The sequence below is a fragment of the Kordiimonas sp. genome (assembly GCF_965216265.1).
In the GTDB taxonomy this organism is placed as follows: domain Bacteria; phylum Pseudomonadota; class Alphaproteobacteria; order Sphingomonadales; family Kordiimonadaceae; genus Kordiimonas.
Map to the genome: position 1 here is coordinate 585,039 of NZ_OZ244153.1, position 16,016 is coordinate 601,054.

Consider the following 16,016-nt stretch of genomic DNA (forward strand, 5'->3'; position numbering starts at 1 on the left):
AAGTTCTCCCGCATGCTAACCCTCTACCCCCTATGCCCGCCAAAGCTTGACTGCCTCGTCCGCTACAATTTCCGGGTATTCTTCAGGAAAAAACAGTTTTGCGGTTTTCAGCCGTCGAATGCCTTTTGAATTTGGCATTATACCGTCAAGATAGTCTGGGCTTTCTTTGGCAAAAATATCGTCCGCCATGCCCCAAACAATGCGCACCGGCATCTTTAGCTTACGAAGCTCTGCTTCAATTCCTGCGAGCGGGTTGGGGGTCAGCCCAAGGGTATAAGCGTTTGTCAGTGCTTTACGCTCGGCGCTACGCACAAGCGGGCTGAGGTACATATCAACCGCCTCATCGGTCGGCTGCCCCGGTTTGCTATAGCAGAGACCACCCAGTCCGTCTTTTGAGCGCGCGAGTTCTTTGTCGTTCAGCCAAGGCACAAGCCACTTATCGGGATATGTCCCGTCTCGTGCCATTTCAATCACCGGCTCAAGCGCTGGTGGCGGGCTATCTGGCTCAACGTCACAGTTGGTGAATAAAATGCTGCGTACCCTGTCAGGGTACTTCACAGCAAATATCTGCGCGACCGCACCGCCACTATCGTTCGCAATAAGATCAACAGATGCAATGGAGAGCTGATCCAAAAAGTCCGCCAGCATCTCAGCTTGGTCTAAAGGGGCAACACTTTGGCCTTGAGCTACTTCTGTATATCCTAGCCCCATAAAGTCCGGTGCAAGGCAACGCCGTAAGCCCGTTAGTCTGGGTATAACACCACGCCACTGAAAATTATTGAGGGGAAAGCCATGCAACAGAAGTACAGTATCTCCGCGCCCCTCATCCAGATATGCGATGCGACCGAATTTTGACTGCATATACTGCCGTTTATGTCCATAATCGTTCGCTGTATAATCTTTGGCCAGATTATTACCAAAAGCAGGTCCACTACCCACCTTTACGACTGCCATCATCACAGCGGCGGCTGTCGTGCCTCCAGCCATTCTTAAAAACTGTCTGCGTTTCATTCTCACTTCTCCAATGCATGATCGGGCTTATTGGCTATGCCCGTTGATGACGAGATTGGCGAAGTGCACTACATGAAATCAATGACCTCTAAGGTCATGGAATTATGGTATTTCAGCGCTATGATCTGGTTGATACTGATTATCTGAAAAGAGAGAGAACGAGTGATGCAGCCTTACGCCCATGTTGGTGCTTTGGTACGTGCCTGGCGAACAAGCCGACACTTGAGCCAGATGGACCTCGCGCTTAACGCCGGCGTTTCAACCCGACACCTAAGCTGTGTTGAGACCGGTAAGTCGCAGCCAAGCCCGGCGCTTCTGGCTCGCCTTTCTGATGCACTGAGCATACCGCTCCGGGAGCAGAATGCGCTTCTTATCGCGGCCGGTTTCGCCCCTAAATATAGCCGCATTGACTTATCTGATGATGAGATCGCGCCCATAAAACAGGCCATCGACTGCATTCTAAAACAGCAGGAACCTTATCCAGCATTTGTGATAAATCGGTACTGGGACGTGCTGATGGTCAATGACGCAGCGCAACGCTTGTTCGCATACCTGCGAGAGGGTGGCGCGAAACACGGAAATATACTGCATCAGGTCTTCGACCCAAGCGATATGCGCCCACACCTTAATAATTGGGAAGAGGTCGCGAGCGATTTGATGCGGCATCTACACAATGATATCGCGGGCTCACCACAAGATGCACGGGCAAAAGCCTTATTGAATGAGATTATGTCGTACCCGAACGTGCCTGAAGAATGGCGACACAGAGAACCCGGGACAGCGCCTCTGCCCTTGCTGACCACTTATTTTAACGACAAAAGGTCAACGCTTGCGTTTTTTTCAACTGTTTCGACCTTTGGTACACCGCGCGACGTAACACTTGCCGAAATCAGGATAGAGTGTCTTTTTCCCGCAGACGACACTACCGCGCGCAAATGCAAGGCATTGGCTGCATAAAAGCTGGCCTATTGGCCGCGTACGCGCTTCAAAATTCCGCTGAAAGTCAGAATGGTGGTCTCGCCAGAGAATATCTCACCGCGCACGAATAAAAGCGATTTGGTTGAGCGCACCACTTCACCACGGGCTTCGATCAACTGGCCCTCAAGCCCTGCGGATACAAATTCCGCATTAAAGCCAACGGTCACAGTAGGACCACTCAGCTCTTTTCTCGCCAAGGCAAACAGCGCAAAGTCGGCAAACGTCATCAACAGACCGCCGTGCAACATGCCATGACCATTGCAGTGCTTACGCTCGGAAACAAATGCGCACCTTATCTCTTCGTCCCTTTCCTTGAAGTAAAATGGCGCCACCAGATTTTCAAACGGGTCTTCGTCACCCCAGGTGCGATAGCCCCTTGCCTTCAGGTCTTCTGTTGTCAGCGCCACAAACATTCCTTCCTTCAATAACTCAATCAATATCGATGAGGGTCCCGTCAATACCGCGAACGCCTCTCTTATCAGCAATATAGTAGGCGATCAGGATTTGACCACTCGGCAACCGTGTCGCTGATGGATATCCCACATCTTTACTGGCGCTATCGTCCCTTATGACGACCTCATCGGCATCTTCAAGTCGTTGCCCAAGCTCTACCAGCCTGGCACGAACGCCCATGGGTTCATGGCGGTAGCCATAAACCAAGAACAAGCGTCCATCTGGCAACACCAGTGGGTCATACGGGTGCCCTTTAATGCCAACACTTTCAGGTTTTGAGAATGTCTCGCCCTCATCATAAGACGATGCAATAACAAGACGATCTTCGTTGTGTCCCGTTCGGTTAAAAACCGTGAGGGCACCCTTCGGCCAATAAGCGAGTGCAGGCTCCGCCAGCGAAATATCAGGCAGGGAAATCAAGGTATCCTGCACCTGCCAGCTTTCCCCATCATCCTCTGACCTGAAAAAGCGAACCGCAGGCAATTCACATCCTGCAAGGCTTCCGTTATAGGCGGGTATTAGAAGTGAGCCGTCCGCGCACTCCACCATACGGCCTCTCAGCGCAGAACTATAGGGCGCAAAAGCATCACGACCCGCCTTAATAAGAGGGTCGCGCGGCATCAATTTATGGTCAGACCAAGTGTACCCGCCGTCGTCGCTGATCCGGGTATAGCTCGCCCAATAAATATACCCCGCACCAAACCTGTCTGCCATCAAGGGACCGACTAGCCCAAGCTCCTTCAGCTTCTTAGCGATCTCATAGGTAACCGGGTACCATAGAAAACCATACTGGATAAGCCTACCCTTTGAGGTAAGAAAGAGGTTCGCATCCTGATCCCCCGCTTCCGGGTGGCTGGGCAAAGACCAAGCATCATCCTTTACCTCAAGCCCGCTATCAAGACGCATCATCGCGATATGTGAGCGGAAATGCACATGGTCAACCGCGTCAAGGTCCTCGTCTGCCGCGTCGCCCAGTAGCCATCGGTGGTCGGGTGCCCGGCGAAACGCAAGAAGCACATCGCCGGCGGGCAATGCCAACACCGCAGGGAAGGCGCTGTAAAAGTGATCGTCACGATAGAGCGTGCGATGCTGAAGAATACGAATTGTCATGCACTGCCTTAAAAGCTGTTGTCGCCGTCTATCATACGACCAATGCCACCTAGTACGGAACCTTCGCCGCGGTCTTTGCCCCCTGCTTGTGGTGCAGCGGCAAAAATTCGCCCAGCCAAGCGGCTGAAGGGCAAGCTTTGCAGCCAAACTTTACCCGGCCCCTGCAAACGCGCGAAGAAAACACCCTCTCCGCCAAAGATCATGGATTTAACACCGCCAACGCGCTCGATGTCCATATCAACACCCGATGTCATGGCCGCCAAACACCCTGTATCAACATGCAAAACCTCGCCGGGTTTGAGTTCTTTTTCAATAATCGTTCCGCCGATATGTACAAAAGCCCAACCATCACCATCCAGACGCTGCATAATAAACCCTTCACCACCAAACAGCCCGGTCATGATCTTTTGTTGAAAATGCACCCCCATCTGCACACCACGTGCGGCTGCAAGAAAACTATCTTTCTGGCAAATCAGCCGCCCACCGTAATCGGACAGTTTAAGCGCAATAATATTGCCCGGATAAGGCGCGGCAAACGCAACCCGCGCTTTGCCTGCCCCTTCATGGGTGAAAACAGTGGTAAACAGGCTTTCCCCCGTAATCAGGCGCTTTCCCGCACCAAGCAGCTTGCCCATAAAACCCGCGTCCTGCCCAGAACCATCGCCAAATACCGATGTCATTTTCACGTCGGGCGACTTGAACATCATCGCGCCGGCTTCCGCGACCGCAGATTCGCCTGGGTCCAGCTCAACCTCAACGAACTGCATTTCCGAGCCCTTGATCTCATAATCGATATCATCGTCTACACCTGCCACACGTGTGTGGCGGTTAATCGGTACCTGCGGAATGTGTGATGACATAGTTTCCCCCTATTGCTGTTGTGTATATTATGTTTGGTGCGAGCTAACATTCTCGGCATCACCTCTTGACGAGGGCCGAACCGCATCGCACCTTCTATCTAATGAAGGCATGTTGCCATCTTTTTTCAAGGTTTGGAAAGGGCAGCCATGAAGGGCGTCTGGGCTATAGTAAAATCTATTTTTTCGTTTATTCAAGGGCTCGGCACGACCGCCCTCGGCATTCTGGTTATCGTTTTGCTGTTTGCCGTGTATGCAGCCAGCAACCGTGAAACCAGGCCAAGTGTGCCGGACGGGGCCGTTCTTGTGCTGTGGCCAAACGGCGCAATCGTTGAGCAGGTAGAATATCCAGACCCGCTTGAGGCTGTTTTTTCTGATTTCAACAGCACACCGCCGCAAACCAGTATCCATGACATCTTGCGCGCCGTTGAGCGTGCAAAAAATGACGACCGCATCAAAGCCCTCGCTATCCTGACTGATTCTATATCTGGCGCGGCACAAAGCCACCTGCACACCATTGCAGACAGCATTCGCAAGTTCAAAGAGAGTGGCAAGAAGGTATATGCCCTTTCGACGTCCTATAGCCAAAGCACCTATCTGATCGCCGCTCAGGCCGACAAGGTGTTTATGAACCCAGGCGGCGGTGTTTTGCTCACAGGCTTTGGGTATTACCCGACCTACTTCAAAAGCATGCTCGATAAAATCGAGGCGAACGTAAACGTCTTCCGTGTCGGCACATATAAAGCTGCTGTTGAGCCTTTCATTCGTGATGATATGTCGCCTGCCGCTAAAGAAGCGAACATGGCGTTCCTTGGCACCCTGTGGGATCAGTATGAAACGTCTATCACCACAGCACGCCACCTTGAAAATGGTGCCCTCACTGCCGCGCTCGCGCGTGTGCCAGAAGACCTGCGCGCCGCGGAGGGTGACTTTGCCAAGCTCGCGCTCAACACCGGCCTTGTTGATGAACTGGCCCCCCGCATGGCGTGGCGTCAGGCACTGATGGACGAATTCGGCGCAACACCCGACGGACAATCGTTCAATCAAATCCATTTTGAAACCTATCTCGCAGCTACTGACAGGCCTATGCGCAGCGGCAACGAAATTGCCGTGATTACCGCGCAGGGTGAAATCGTGATGGGTGACGGCCCGATTACTGTAACAGCCGCTGAAACCGTTGTTGGTTATATTCGTGATGCCCGCAACAACCCGAACACTGCCGCCATTGTACTGCGCGTAGACAGCCCCGGTGGCTCTGCCTTTGCGTCGGAACTGATACGGCAGGAACTTGTCGCGGCCCAGGCGCAAGGCCTAAAGGTTATTGCCTCGTTCGGCCCGGTAGCCGCATCAGGTGGCTACTGGATATCAGCGACAGCTGACGAGATTTGGGCGGCACCAAGCACGATCACTGGCTCAATCGGCATTTTTGGCATTGTGCCCACATTTGAGAAGACACTTGATAAAATCGGCATTCACGCTGACGGTGTTGGTACCTCTCCGCTCGCAGGTGCCTTCAACCCGGCTCGGCCGCTTGAAGAAGCCACAAAAGACATCATCCAGCAGTCGATCGAGTACGGCTACCGCGAGTTTATCAACCTTGTGGCTGAAGGCCGCAACATGTCTGCTGAAGATGTGGATAAAATCGCCCAAGGCCGTGTTTGGGTCGGGTCCACAGCTCACGAGCTTGGGCTTGTTGACAACCTGGGTGAGTTTGACGACGCGGTACAGGCAGCAGCCCGCGCCGCTGACGTTGACAGCTACCAGCTTGTTTTCTACCGCGACCAACCCGATCAGTTTGAACAGATGGTTGCTGACCTCCTGAACTCAACAATCGGCACCAATACCAGCCGCATGTTTGATAGCCAGATGTCGCCTGTGATGAAAACGGCTCTGGAACTGAAGAAGGAGGCTGAACTCTTCCTCAACTTCAACGATCCCATGGGTAAATATGCAGTTTGTTTTGTCTGTAAGGTGCGCTGATGAACGACGACGTACGCGCAAAAACAGAGGATGACTGGCGGGCAGAATTGACGCCTGAGCAATACGAGGTGTGCCGCTGCGGCGGCACAGAACCCCCTTTCAGTGGCAAGTACTGGAACACCAAAACGCCCGGCACCTATATATGTGCCGCGTGTGAAGCACCTTTGTTCGAAAGCCAGACCAAATATGAGAGCGGCTCTGGCTGGCCAAGCTTTTGGGCACCGGTTGATGACGAAGCGGTCATAGAGAAGGTAGACACCACCCATGGTATGGTCCGCACAGAAATACTCTGTGCCCGATGTGAAAGCCATTTGGGTCATGTTTTCCCTGATGGCCCACAGCCAACCGGGCTGCGCTATTGCACAAACTCGGCGTCCCTGAATTTGATACCAGAGGACTAAACCTCTCGGCGTTCTATAATATGCAACACCGAGTAGGGTTTTGGCCAACTACTGTTTCACACCACCGATCATACATTCCTTTCAACAGCACACGCTTTGAAAGGAATTTGAAATGACCAATACCCAGGACCACATCACCGTATTACGCGTTGACGCAAGTGCGCGCAAAAACGGCTCCATCTCTCGTGACTTCACCAATCGCTTCATCGATACAATCGCCGACCGAGTTGATGTCGCTATTCTGAACCACGATACCGCAGAAGGTTTGCCCTTTGTCGATGAAGACTGGATTGGTGCAAACTTCACCCCTACAGACAAGCGCACAGAAGAGCAGAAAGAAAAACTCGCGCTCTCAGACAGCCTGATCGCAGACCTGCAAGCCGCAGATGTGCTGGCGATTGGGGTACCAGTTTATAACTTTGGCGTTCCAGCTTCACTGAAAGCATGGATTGACTTGGTGGCCCGTGCCGGTGTTACGTTCAAATATACTGAAAATGGCCCGCAAGGCCTGCTCACTGGCAAAAAAGCCTATCTGTTCGCGGCTTCAGGCGGCACGCAGGTTGGCAGTGCAATCGACTTCGCTGTACCCTACTTGAAACATGCGCTCGCGTTTATCGGCATTACAGACGTTACCGTCATCGCAGCTGATAAAACCGCTGTTGATATAGATGCAAGCCTGCAGGCGGCGGAAGATCAGCTCGACAGCGCACTCTCCGGCTTCAAGCAAGCAGCATAAACGCTCACCTTCTGAAGCGTGAGTATAGCAACACCGTCGTCCGAAAGGCTGGCGGTGTTTTGCGTTTAGGCTTTAGAGTTCCCGCAAACCAAACAGCACAGCGGAGCCAATAACCACCATCATGACAAAGAAGTAACTGACCCAGATAAAGCCCGCTTTGAAAAAGGCCCGTATGAGGCCCTGCCCTTGCCCGACCTTAAGGGCGATAATGAGATAAAGCGACGTTCCCCACCAGAACAGGCCGGCCCCCAAATCGCTGCCATATAGAGGTACGATAATGATAAGGGCCGTGAGCAGCAGGAATAAAAAACTGTGGAAATGGAGGGAAAATACCAATTGATGCAGATAATATCGCTCCTTGCCCCAATGAAATACTCTGAGAATTAGCGCGAAAACGGGGAGCAGGACAAAAAGCGCTCGTGGCAGCCATTCGTTGAACAAACGATTAAACGCTTCGGGTTGCTGCAAGGCACGCGCAAACCCTTTCGTTGCGTCCTTGATAAAATCCGGCACTGACGGATCATTGAGTACGCGGTCGATATCTTCCTGCTTGAAACCATCCCGGTCCTCATCGTCGTTGGGGACAAACATATCAACTTCAACGTCATAAGGCAGATCAAAATCCACATCCGATCCGTCGGGTGATGGTGGACTTACAACAAGCGCCTCCGGGTCGTTCGCCATGCGTTCCAACTCTGCCCGTGCTTCAGCTGGTATCTTGTCGCCCTGCTGCTCCAGTGCTTCCTTCAACTTGTCTCGCACTGCGGCAGTGTGGCGAGCAGTCGCTTCATCCGGTTGGTCTTGCCTTTCATCCACCACTGCATCGCCATCCGGCGGTCGGTTATTAATAGCTGGCACGTCTCCACCCTCGGCCTCCTCAACCGGAATGCCCATCTCCCTTAAAGCCGACTGAACCTCACTCACCGCCTCTTTTCTGGCCTCTATAGCTTCTTCAGTATTGGGGCGAGGCGTCACATTGATATCGAGAATCAAGACATCCGCTATTGCCAGAATGACAAAAAACATAATGGAGACAGTAATATATAACCGAAGTGGTGGCACAAATTGTGCCCTGCGCCCCATAACGAAGGCACGCGTCAACCCACCGGGCACCAATACAAGCAAAAACAACGTCTTAAAAAGACGGCTATCGCTTGAAAACACATTGTCGAGAATTTCGCGCAACAAAGACCAGAAGGGTCGCTTGAAGTCATCGTCTCGTTGCCCGCAGATGTGGCAAAAGGGGCCGGTTAGCTCCGCGCCGCAATTGCTGCAGCCAAGCCCGGCATCCTGTATTTCGCGCGCAACGAGCTTATGGTTGCCGCGTTTTCTTTGTTCACGCCGCAGACGCCTGCGTTTTAAAAGTACGATCCATTTCCTGACAAGCCGCTTCATCACGCCCCTCCCCATAAAGCCCTTATACCAAAGGCTTTTTTATGTGGCTAGCGCTTAGAGGGACTTCGGCATGGTCTGGAGCTAAGCTTGGGCAAGCACACGATCAGCAACGTAAGGATTGTTTTGCCGTTCTGCCCCGAAGGTTGAAAGCGCACCATGGCCCGGTACAAAGGTAATGTCATTACCAAGTGGCCAGAGTTTACTTGTAATCGCGTTGATCAGGTCTGCGTGATTACCACGAGGGAAATCTGTGCGACCAATTGAGCCCTTGAAAAGCACATCACCAACAAAGGCAACCTTATGTTTTGGTTCAAAGAAAACCACATGACCCGGCGTATGCCCAGGCGTATGAAAAACCTGCATGGTGATATTGCCCAGGGTTACTTCATCACCGTCATCAAGCCATTCGTCAGGCGTCACACAGCGCAGGCCCGGCATATTATATTGCGCGGCATGTTCTTCAATCTGGTCCAACCAAAAGGCATCTTCCCTGTGAGGGCCGATGATCGGCAGGCCGAGTTTCTCCCGAATATCCTGCGCACCGCCCGCGTGGTCAAGATGGCCATGGGTCAGGAATATCTTCTTGAGCGTAACGCCAGCCTTCTTCGCCACATCAAGCAGCTTGTCCGCCTCCCCGCCCGGGTCGACAAACGCCGCCTCCATGGTTTCATCGCACCAGATCAGGCTACAATTCTGTGCAAATGGGGTTACGGGGACGATCTGGGCTTTTAACATTCGGCAACTCCTTGACGCTCATTGGCGCTCGCGCGATGGACCATAAACGACCACCGCGCAGGCCTTCAGGCTTTAATTATGTAGCGTATCTGCCACATAATTAAAGCCTTGTGCCTCAAATTCGCCTCGGGCATACCAACTTAAACGACGAAATGGCCGAAGGTGCCATACGCTGGAGGTTCTGTTTTGCGTCAGTTAGTATTGCTTGCGGTTGCCCTGTTTGCTGTCAGTGCATGCGCTGTGGTCACCGTACCTGTAAAAGTCGCGACAACCGCTGTAGGCACCGCCGTCGATATCGTCGACTAACAAACAAGTGCCACCTAGGGCCACAAACTGGCATTGAAACTATTGCCAGATCAGGTTAGCATCCATATAGTTTAGTACTAAAACAAATACCTGCTGGAAGGATAGTCATATGACCGAAACATCAGATGAAGGCACGCGCCCCGCTACAGCGGTCGATGTCTCAGGTGAGGACATTCACTGGCAGCAGGACATCAGCTACGGTGCCTACCTTAAGCTGGACAATCTCTTGGCATGCCAGAACCCGCTATCCGACAAACATGACGAAATGCTGTTTGTGGTGATCCATCAGGCGTCTGAACTGTGGATGAAAGCCTGCCTGCATGAGCTGCGGGCCGCAATGACACACCTGAAAGATAACAATCTCGGCCCTGTGTTCAAGATGCTGTCGCGCGTGGCAAAGATACAAGCTAACCTGCAACAATCCTGGGAAATACTGTCTACCATGACACCCGCGGATTATGCGGCTTTCCGTGATGACCTGGGGCAAAGTTCAGGTTTCCAAAGCTTCCAGTACCGCGAGATTGAATACAGTCTCGGCAACAAAAGCGCCCGTATGGCTGAAGCGCACAAGAGTGTACCGGCGCGTTACGAGCACCTGCAAAATGTGCTGAATGCTCCTAGCTTTTATGATCTCTGCCTGCAACTGCTCTCCCGCCGCGGATTTGATATTCCTGCTGACCGGCTGGAACGGGATTGGCGGCAACCCTATGAAGCCAGCGCGGGCGTTGAGCGCGCATGGCTTGAAGTATACCGCGATACAAAAAAACACTGGGACCTCTATGAGCTCGCCGAAAAGTTGGTGGACCTTGAGCATCACTTTCACCTTTGGCGTTTTGCTCACATGAAAACCGTTGAACGCATCATCGGCTATAAAAAGGGTACGGGCGGCACAGGCGGTGTATCCTACCTTGTGAAGGCATTGGATTTACGCTTCTTCCCTGAACTGTGGACCGTGAGGACAAGCCTGTGAGCCACATTTATGACATCAGCCAGACCATACGGCCGGGCATCCCTGTCTGGCCCGGTGACAGCGAATTTACGCTTGAGCGCACGTGGAATATTGAGCCCGGCGAGTGCCCGGTGAACGTCAGTGCGGTTCGCATGTCCACCCATACGGGCAGCCACGCCGACAGCCGCCTGCATTTTGATGACAAAGGCTTGGACTGTGCTGAAACAGAACTCGACGCCTATATCGGCCCTGCTGTTTTAATAGACCTTTCAGAAGAAGTCGCTTCAGGACAGCTTGTTGAACCCCGCCACTTGGAAAACAAGCTGCCAGATACGGTAGACCGTGTACTGATCAAGCTGTTCCCGACCTTTCCACACGAGGGTTGGGACCCGGACTTCCCTGCGATCAGTGCCGACGCCATTCGCTTCCTTGCCGCACGCGGCTGCAAGCTCATTGGCCTTGATGTGCCATCGCTCGACCCACAGGAAAGCAAGACGCTTGATGCTCATTTTGCGGTTGATGCCGCAGGCATGGCCATACTGGAAGGGCTTGTGTTCGATGACGTCCCTGTTGGCGAATATGAGCTGATTGCGCTACCGCTTAAAATCTCAGGTGCAGACGGCAGCCCTGTGCGCGCTATTTTGAGGAGTCTGCCATGATCCCCACTTCACTCGACTGGTGCCAAAAACAGGATGCAAGCGATCCTCTTCGGGAGATACGCGACCGCTTTGACCTGCCGGAAGGTGTGATCTATATGGACGGCAACAGCCTGGGGCCAAGCCCCAAAGGGGTGGCTGAACGGCTCGCCAATGTTGTCCAACAAGAGTGGCGCACCGACCTGATAAAAAGCTGGAATACTGCCGACTGGATCAACCTGCCATCTCGCGTCGGCGCCCAAATTGCTCCGCTAATTGGCGCAAGCGGCGACGAAGTGATCATGGCAGACAGCACTTCGGTGAATATTTTCAAGGCCGCCGCCGCTGCATGTCGCATGAACCCTGGCCGTACGGAGATACTGTCTGAACCCGGCAATTTTCCGACCGATCTTTATATGCTGCAAGGCCTCGCTGACTTTCTCGGGCCTGAGTATCAGCTTAAAACCGTTGAGCGTACAGAGATCAAAGAGGCCATCAGCGAGAAGACCGCCGTGGTGCTTTTAACACACGTGCATTATGTCACAGCCGATATGTTCGATATGGCTGATATCACGGAAGCCGCACATGCAAACGGCGCGTTGATGGTTTGGGACCTGAGCCATTCTGTGGGGGCTGTACCGGTTGACCTCAATAAAGCTGACGCAGACTTTGCCGTCGGCTGCGGCTATAAATATCTGAACGGTGGGCCCGGCGCGCCAGCCTTCATCTATGTTGCCAAACGACACCTTGAGACCGCACGACAGCCCTTATCGGGTTGGTTCGGCCATAAAGCACCGTTTGATTTCAGCGATGAATTTGAACCCGCAGCAGATATCCGGCGTATGTTGGTGGGTACTACAAGCGTGCTCGCGGCCTCTGCACTTGAAAGCGCACTCAAGGCGTTTGAAGGCGTGGATATGCGTGTCGTGCGGCAAAAGTCCCTCGCGCTGGCAGACCTTTTCATGGAGCTGGTACGTGAGCGGCTTTCCGTTTTTAACCTGGGTATTGTCACACCTGAGAAGCACTCCTGCCGCGGCAGCCACGTGTCGCTCAGCTTTGCGGAAGGCTACGCTGTCGTGCAGGCGTTGATCGACCGGGGTGTGATTGGTGATTTCCGCGCGCCAAACTACATGCGTTTTGGTTTCACGCCGCTTTATCTTGGTTTTGAAGATGTATACCGCGCGGCGGAAATTCTTGAAGACATCCTGCGCACTGATACCTGGAAGGACAGCAAATACAAAGCTAAAAGCCGCGTCACCTAGGTCTATTCAACCAGCTTGATATTGCCTTTGGGAAACCGCCGCCAGTGTGGTTTTCCGGGGGCGATCTCTACGCCTCCAACAAAACGCGGCTCCGGCATATAATCTAGCCAGTCTTCCTCCGTCATCAGGATACGCTCTCCAAGCTCTGTGAGCTGAAGCATGTTCTGTGCAGATGACTTGCCTGCTGTCACTACCTCAACTGCACCACCTCGCACCAACCGATCAAGCTCATGCCAGTACATTAGGTCACCTAGGTACGGCCTCGGCTCATAACGCAACATAAGCTGGCTGAACATCGCACCAGCGCTTATCACGCCCTTCTCCGCCAGAATACGCAAGCTCAAGGTCTCGGTTAAACCGAGGCCATGGCGAGAGGAGGGAAGCTCGTCAAGGTGCCGGTCAATCGCCCCGGCCATCGGTGGCACGGCTGGCGTCCCGGCATGCGCGATGGTTGCCAGCATGTTCGGCGTGGCCATGGTAAGCGCACACCAAACCTCTTTTCCAAGCCGAATATGGTCTTGCGTCACACGCACGCGCTTTTCCCACACAGCCTTCAGGTCACTTGGGCCAAGCTGACCAAGGCCGGTAAAGCGCGGCAAGACGGGATAGTCATCAACACACACAAGGTCGATTTCAGGCAGTGAGCTTAAATCTGCAAAATGGTTCAGCACATAGGCCAGAATCAGCTGGTCAAAATGATCATGCTCAAACCAAAGCGTGATGGTATCATAGTCGTGGGCATGCCTAAGCGCTTCATACCTGCGCGATTGGCGTGCCGTAACCTCAGCCGGGTCAATACCGTAAGCAGATGCAATAAATGCGCTGCGCTCAACCAGAAAATCAGCGTGTGCAATGCCCCGGACAGGGCCCTGGCAATAAGGGTCTGAAAAATCTAGGAAGTCACCCTCCATCCCAGCCTCTTGCAGAGCCTGTTCGATATCCTGCCCACACCTGATATGGAGCGTTGATTTTGACCGTGTTGCCACATCACCTCCTTAAGCTGGAATCAGTCAGAGAAGATTGAGGGCAAGCCTGCCTGAAAGATGTGGCACCCACAAGGCATGATCGCGGGGCTACGCAGTTTCATAGAAAAAGGGGCGGCAGAGCCGCCCCGAGAGTGTGGGAAGAGGAAAGAGTGAAAGCCGCCTTAGCGGTTTTCAGCAAGCTTGTAGTGTACCGGCAGTACAATTGCGCCGCCCTCTTGCCCTTCGGGCAGGCTTGGCAATTTGCCAATACGGTTAGCAAGAAGAAGCGCTTCAGCATCCAGCGCTTGGTTGCCTGAGGATTGCGCGATTTCCTGACGTTCAACAGAACCGTCCGCATTGAGGGTCAAGCGAACTTTCACGCGGCCTTCAACACCCTCAACGGCAAGGTCTTTCGGGTAGGACACTGTGCTGGCTACACGGCGGCGCACAGCATCACGCCACACGCTTACAGGGTCTTTGGTTTCAGCTTTCACGGTGCGCGCATCTGCAAGCTTGAAGGTGAGCGGCACGACAAAGCTGGCGTCTGTGCTGCCTGCTGGTGCTGGCAACCGGTCAAGCTTTGCAGCCATGCGGCCTACAGCGCGATCCAGCACCGCAAAGCCTGAGCCTTCCGTGATCGAATAGTCTGCCACACGGCCATCTGCGGTTACATCAACACGCAACTTGACGGTGCCTTCAACACCCTGCTCAAGGGCACGGCTTGGATAGCTCTGAACCCTGGCAAGCTCCTGGCGCACCATTTGGCTCCACTGAGCATCATTATTCAGGTCTTCTGCAACAGTGGGGAGAGCCGTTGCAGTTACAAGCGCGGCACAAGCAGCCGCAGTTTTAAAAATTGGGGACAAGAAGTTCGGGCGGGACATTTCCATTGCTCCTGATACAAAATCTGGCGCCATCTGAGCGCAGGACCTTTATGCCCGTGATCCGTTGCAGGATTATATCAGCTATGTGAAAATTAGATTTTTAGCGCCGAGCAGCTATGCAAATTTTGCATGACCGGGAACGTAAAAATGCCAAAATTCTGACGAGCGAACGCTTTATCGCACGTATCAAATTGGCCGAAATATCTAAGATTTGGGTTTTGCGAGAGTGCGAACTGGCTGGGGCGGGAGGATTCGAACCTCCGCATGCCGATACCAAAAACCGGTGCCTTACCGCTTGGCGACGCCCCAACTGGTTCGTGGCGCGGTTTTAGTCAAACTGCCCCTGCCTGTAAAGACCTTTTTTTATGGTTTTGTGTCTTTTTGCGGTTCACAAGATTTTAGTATTGAATGCACCCTCAAACCTGATGCTCAAAAGCCTCACAAAGTGCTTTCAGTTAGCAACTCGTCAGCCATTACCCACCAGCCGGGATGCTTGTTTTTAATCGCCTGAGCCACATGTTCTGCTACCCCTTTGGTCTCAAAAAATGCAAAACAAGTGGCACCACTGCCTGACATGCGTGCCAGTTGCACGCCCTCTAAACCCTTCAATGCCTGCAATACTTCATCAACTTCAGCACATGCTGAAACCGCGGCCCGCTCAAGGGAATTCTGGCTATGCTCCGTAAGCGCTAAAACGCTCGTCCACGGCTCCATACAGGCAAGTGGAGCATCAAAGTGTGAGCCTGCCTCCTTAAACGCTTTAAACACCGCAGGTGTCGACAGCATCACGCCGGGGTTCACCAATACAATACCGGCCTGCCACGACAGCGTCAGGGGGGTTAGCTTCTCCCCTACCCCTTCAACAAACTGCGGCGTATCATAAAGGCAAGCTGGCACATCGGCCCCAAGGCCGTATGCGATAGCCTCAAGCTCCGTGAACGGGAGGCCAAGGCGCCAGAGCTCATTAAGGCCACGCAGCGTGGCAGCAGCGTCCGCAGACCCACCACCAATACCTGCAGCAATCGGCAGGTTCTTCTTCAGGGTAATTTCGGCTCCTGCACCTATACCCGCAGCTTGCGCCAGCGCGAGCGCCGCCTTGAAGACCAGATTGTCGCGCGCATTGCCGGTAAACTTGCTTGAAAAGGGACCCGTGATTTCAAGGGAAAGCTCAGGTGCGACCTTGAGGGTTATCTCATCCCCCTGTCGCGTGAAGGCAAACAGGCTTTCCAGTAGATGATAGCCGTCGTCCCGCCTGCCTGTGATGTGCAGAAACAGGTTGACCTTCGCCGGTGCTATAACCGTGATGCTGTCGACCATAGATATGCTCCGGCTCCGTATTGCTCACCCCAGACAGGATAG

The 16,016-nt window shown here is 53.3% G+C and carries 16 protein-coding genes and 1 tRNA gene; 7 read left to right on the top strand and 10 right to left on the bottom strand.

Annotation, left to right across the window (positions count from 1 at the left end):
- Positions 1 to 30: 30 nt before the first annotated feature.
- Complete coding sequence (locus ACOOGA_RS02715) at positions 31 to 1,011, bottom strand: alpha/beta fold hydrolase (protein WP_417460177.1); 981 nt, start codon at positions 1,009 to 1,011, stop codon at positions 31 to 33.
- A 165-nt stretch (positions 1,012 to 1,176) separates the two neighbouring features.
- On the opposite strand from ACOOGA_RS02715, the gene ACOOGA_RS02720 reads away from it, so the two are divergent.
- Positions 1,177 to 1,968: a helix-turn-helix domain-containing protein gene (locus ACOOGA_RS02720; RefSeq protein WP_417460178.1), complete on the top strand. Its 792-nt coding sequence runs from the start codon at positions 1,177 to 1,179 to the stop codon at positions 1,966 to 1,968.
- Positions 1,969 to 1,976: 8 nt separating this feature from the next.
- Here the strand turns inward: ACOOGA_RS02720 and ACOOGA_RS02725 are convergent, their stop codons facing one another.
- The 3 genes from ACOOGA_RS02725 to ACOOGA_RS02735 are packed head-to-tail and all read right to left on the bottom strand — an operon-like array spanning position 1,977 to position 4,412.
- Positions 1,977 to 2,396 carry a PaaI family thioesterase gene (locus tag ACOOGA_RS02725; RefSeq protein WP_417460179.1) on the bottom strand — a complete coding sequence of 140 codons (420 nt, stop codon included), beginning with the start codon at positions 2,394 to 2,396 and terminating at the stop codon, positions 1,977 to 1,979.
- Between the two features lie 22 nt (positions 2,397 to 2,418).
- Positions 2,419 to 3,552 carry a sialidase family protein gene (locus ACOOGA_RS02730; protein ID WP_420429440.1) on the bottom strand — a complete coding sequence of 378 codons (1,134 nt, stop codon included), beginning with the start codon at positions 3,550 to 3,552 and terminating at the stop codon, positions 2,419 to 2,421.
- 8 nt (positions 3,553 to 3,560) lie between these two features.
- Positions 3,561 to 4,412: a TIGR00266 family protein gene (locus ACOOGA_RS02735; RefSeq protein WP_417460181.1), complete on the bottom strand. Its 852-nt coding sequence runs from the start codon at positions 4,410 to 4,412 to the stop codon at positions 3,561 to 3,563.
- 147 nt (positions 4,413 to 4,559) lie between these two features.
- Here ACOOGA_RS02735 and sppA point away from each other — a divergent pair, with 147 nt between their 5' ends.
- The 3 genes from sppA (at position 4,560) to ACOOGA_RS02750 (ending at position 7,526) form a co-directional block, all read left to right on the top strand.
- Positions 4,560 to 6,389 carry a signal peptide peptidase SppA gene (sppA, locus tag ACOOGA_RS02740; RefSeq protein ID WP_417460182.1) on the top strand — a complete coding sequence of 610 codons (1,830 nt, stop codon included), beginning with the start codon at positions 4,560 to 4,562 and terminating at the stop codon, positions 6,387 to 6,389.
- Complete coding sequence (gene msrB / locus ACOOGA_RS02745; protein ID WP_417460183.1) at positions 6,389 to 6,790, top strand: peptide-methionine (R)-S-oxide reductase MsrB; 402 nt, start codon at positions 6,389 to 6,391, stop codon at positions 6,788 to 6,790. Before sppA ends, msrB begins: the two co-directional genes overlap by 1 nt.
- 112 nt (positions 6,791 to 6,902) lie before the next feature.
- Complete coding sequence (locus tag ACOOGA_RS02750; RefSeq protein WP_417460184.1) at positions 6,903 to 7,526, top strand: FMN-dependent NADH-azoreductase; 624 nt, start codon at positions 6,903 to 6,905, stop codon at positions 7,524 to 7,526.
- A gap of 72 nt (positions 7,527 to 7,598) precedes the next feature.
- On the opposite strand, the gene ACOOGA_RS02755 is transcribed toward ACOOGA_RS02750, so the two are convergent.
- Both ACOOGA_RS02755 and ACOOGA_RS02760 read right to left on the bottom strand, forming a co-directional pair.
- Positions 7,599 to 8,921, bottom strand: coding sequence for a DUF3667 domain-containing protein (locus tag ACOOGA_RS02755; RefSeq protein WP_417460185.1), 1,323 nt, complete (start codon positions 8,919 to 8,921; stop codon positions 7,599 to 7,601).
- Between the two features lie 81 nt (positions 8,922 to 9,002).
- Positions 9,003 to 9,656: an MBL fold metallo-hydrolase gene (locus tag ACOOGA_RS02760; RefSeq protein ID WP_417460186.1), complete on the bottom strand. Its 654-nt coding sequence runs from the start codon at positions 9,654 to 9,656 to the stop codon at positions 9,003 to 9,005.
- Between the two features lie 415 nt (positions 9,657 to 10,071).
- On the opposite strand from ACOOGA_RS02760, the gene kynA reads away from it, so the two are divergent.
- Genes kynA through kynU form a run of 3 tightly spaced genes read left to right on the top strand, consistent with a single transcriptional unit; the run spans position 10,072 to position 12,808 of the window.
- Positions 10,072 to 10,932, top strand: coding sequence for a tryptophan 2,3-dioxygenase (kynA, locus tag ACOOGA_RS02765; RefSeq protein ID WP_417460187.1), 861 nt, complete (start codon positions 10,072 to 10,074; stop codon positions 10,930 to 10,932).
- Complete coding sequence (gene kynB, locus ACOOGA_RS02770; RefSeq protein ID WP_417460188.1) at positions 10,929 to 11,570, top strand: arylformamidase; 642 nt, start codon at positions 10,929 to 10,931, stop codon at positions 11,568 to 11,570. The genes kynA and kynB overlap by 4 nt, the downstream gene beginning before the upstream one ends.
- Positions 11,567 to 12,808: a kynureninase gene (kynU, locus tag ACOOGA_RS02775; RefSeq protein WP_420429442.1), complete on the top strand. Its 1,242-nt coding sequence runs from the start codon at positions 11,567 to 11,569 to the stop codon at positions 12,806 to 12,808. The genes kynB and kynU overlap by 4 nt, the downstream gene beginning before the upstream one ends.
- Positions 12,809 to 12,810: 2 nt before the next feature.
- On the opposite strand, the gene ACOOGA_RS02780 is transcribed toward kynU, so the two are convergent.
- The 4 genes from ACOOGA_RS02780 to ACOOGA_RS02795 form a co-directional block, all read right to left on the bottom strand.
- Positions 12,811 to 13,794 carry a DUF1835 domain-containing protein gene (locus ACOOGA_RS02780; protein WP_420429444.1) on the bottom strand — a complete coding sequence of 328 codons (984 nt, stop codon included), beginning with the start codon at positions 13,792 to 13,794 and terminating at the stop codon, positions 12,811 to 12,813.
- A gap of 161 nt (positions 13,795 to 13,955) precedes the next feature.
- Positions 13,956 to 14,657 carry a TonB family protein gene (locus ACOOGA_RS02785; protein WP_420429446.1) on the bottom strand — a complete coding sequence of 234 codons (702 nt, stop codon included), beginning with the start codon at positions 14,655 to 14,657 and terminating at the stop codon, positions 13,956 to 13,958.
- Between the two features lie 234 nt (positions 14,658 to 14,891).
- A tRNA-Gln gene (locus ACOOGA_RS02790) sits at positions 14,892 to 14,966 on the bottom strand.
- A gap of 129 nt (positions 14,967 to 15,095) precedes the next feature.
- Positions 15,096 to 15,974 carry a 4-(cytidine 5'-diphospho)-2-C-methyl-D-erythritol kinase gene (locus ACOOGA_RS02795; RefSeq protein ID WP_420429448.1) on the bottom strand — a complete coding sequence of 293 codons (879 nt, stop codon included), beginning with the start codon at positions 15,972 to 15,974 and terminating at the stop codon, positions 15,096 to 15,098.
- Between the last annotated feature and the right edge of the window lie 42 nt (positions 15,975 to 16,016).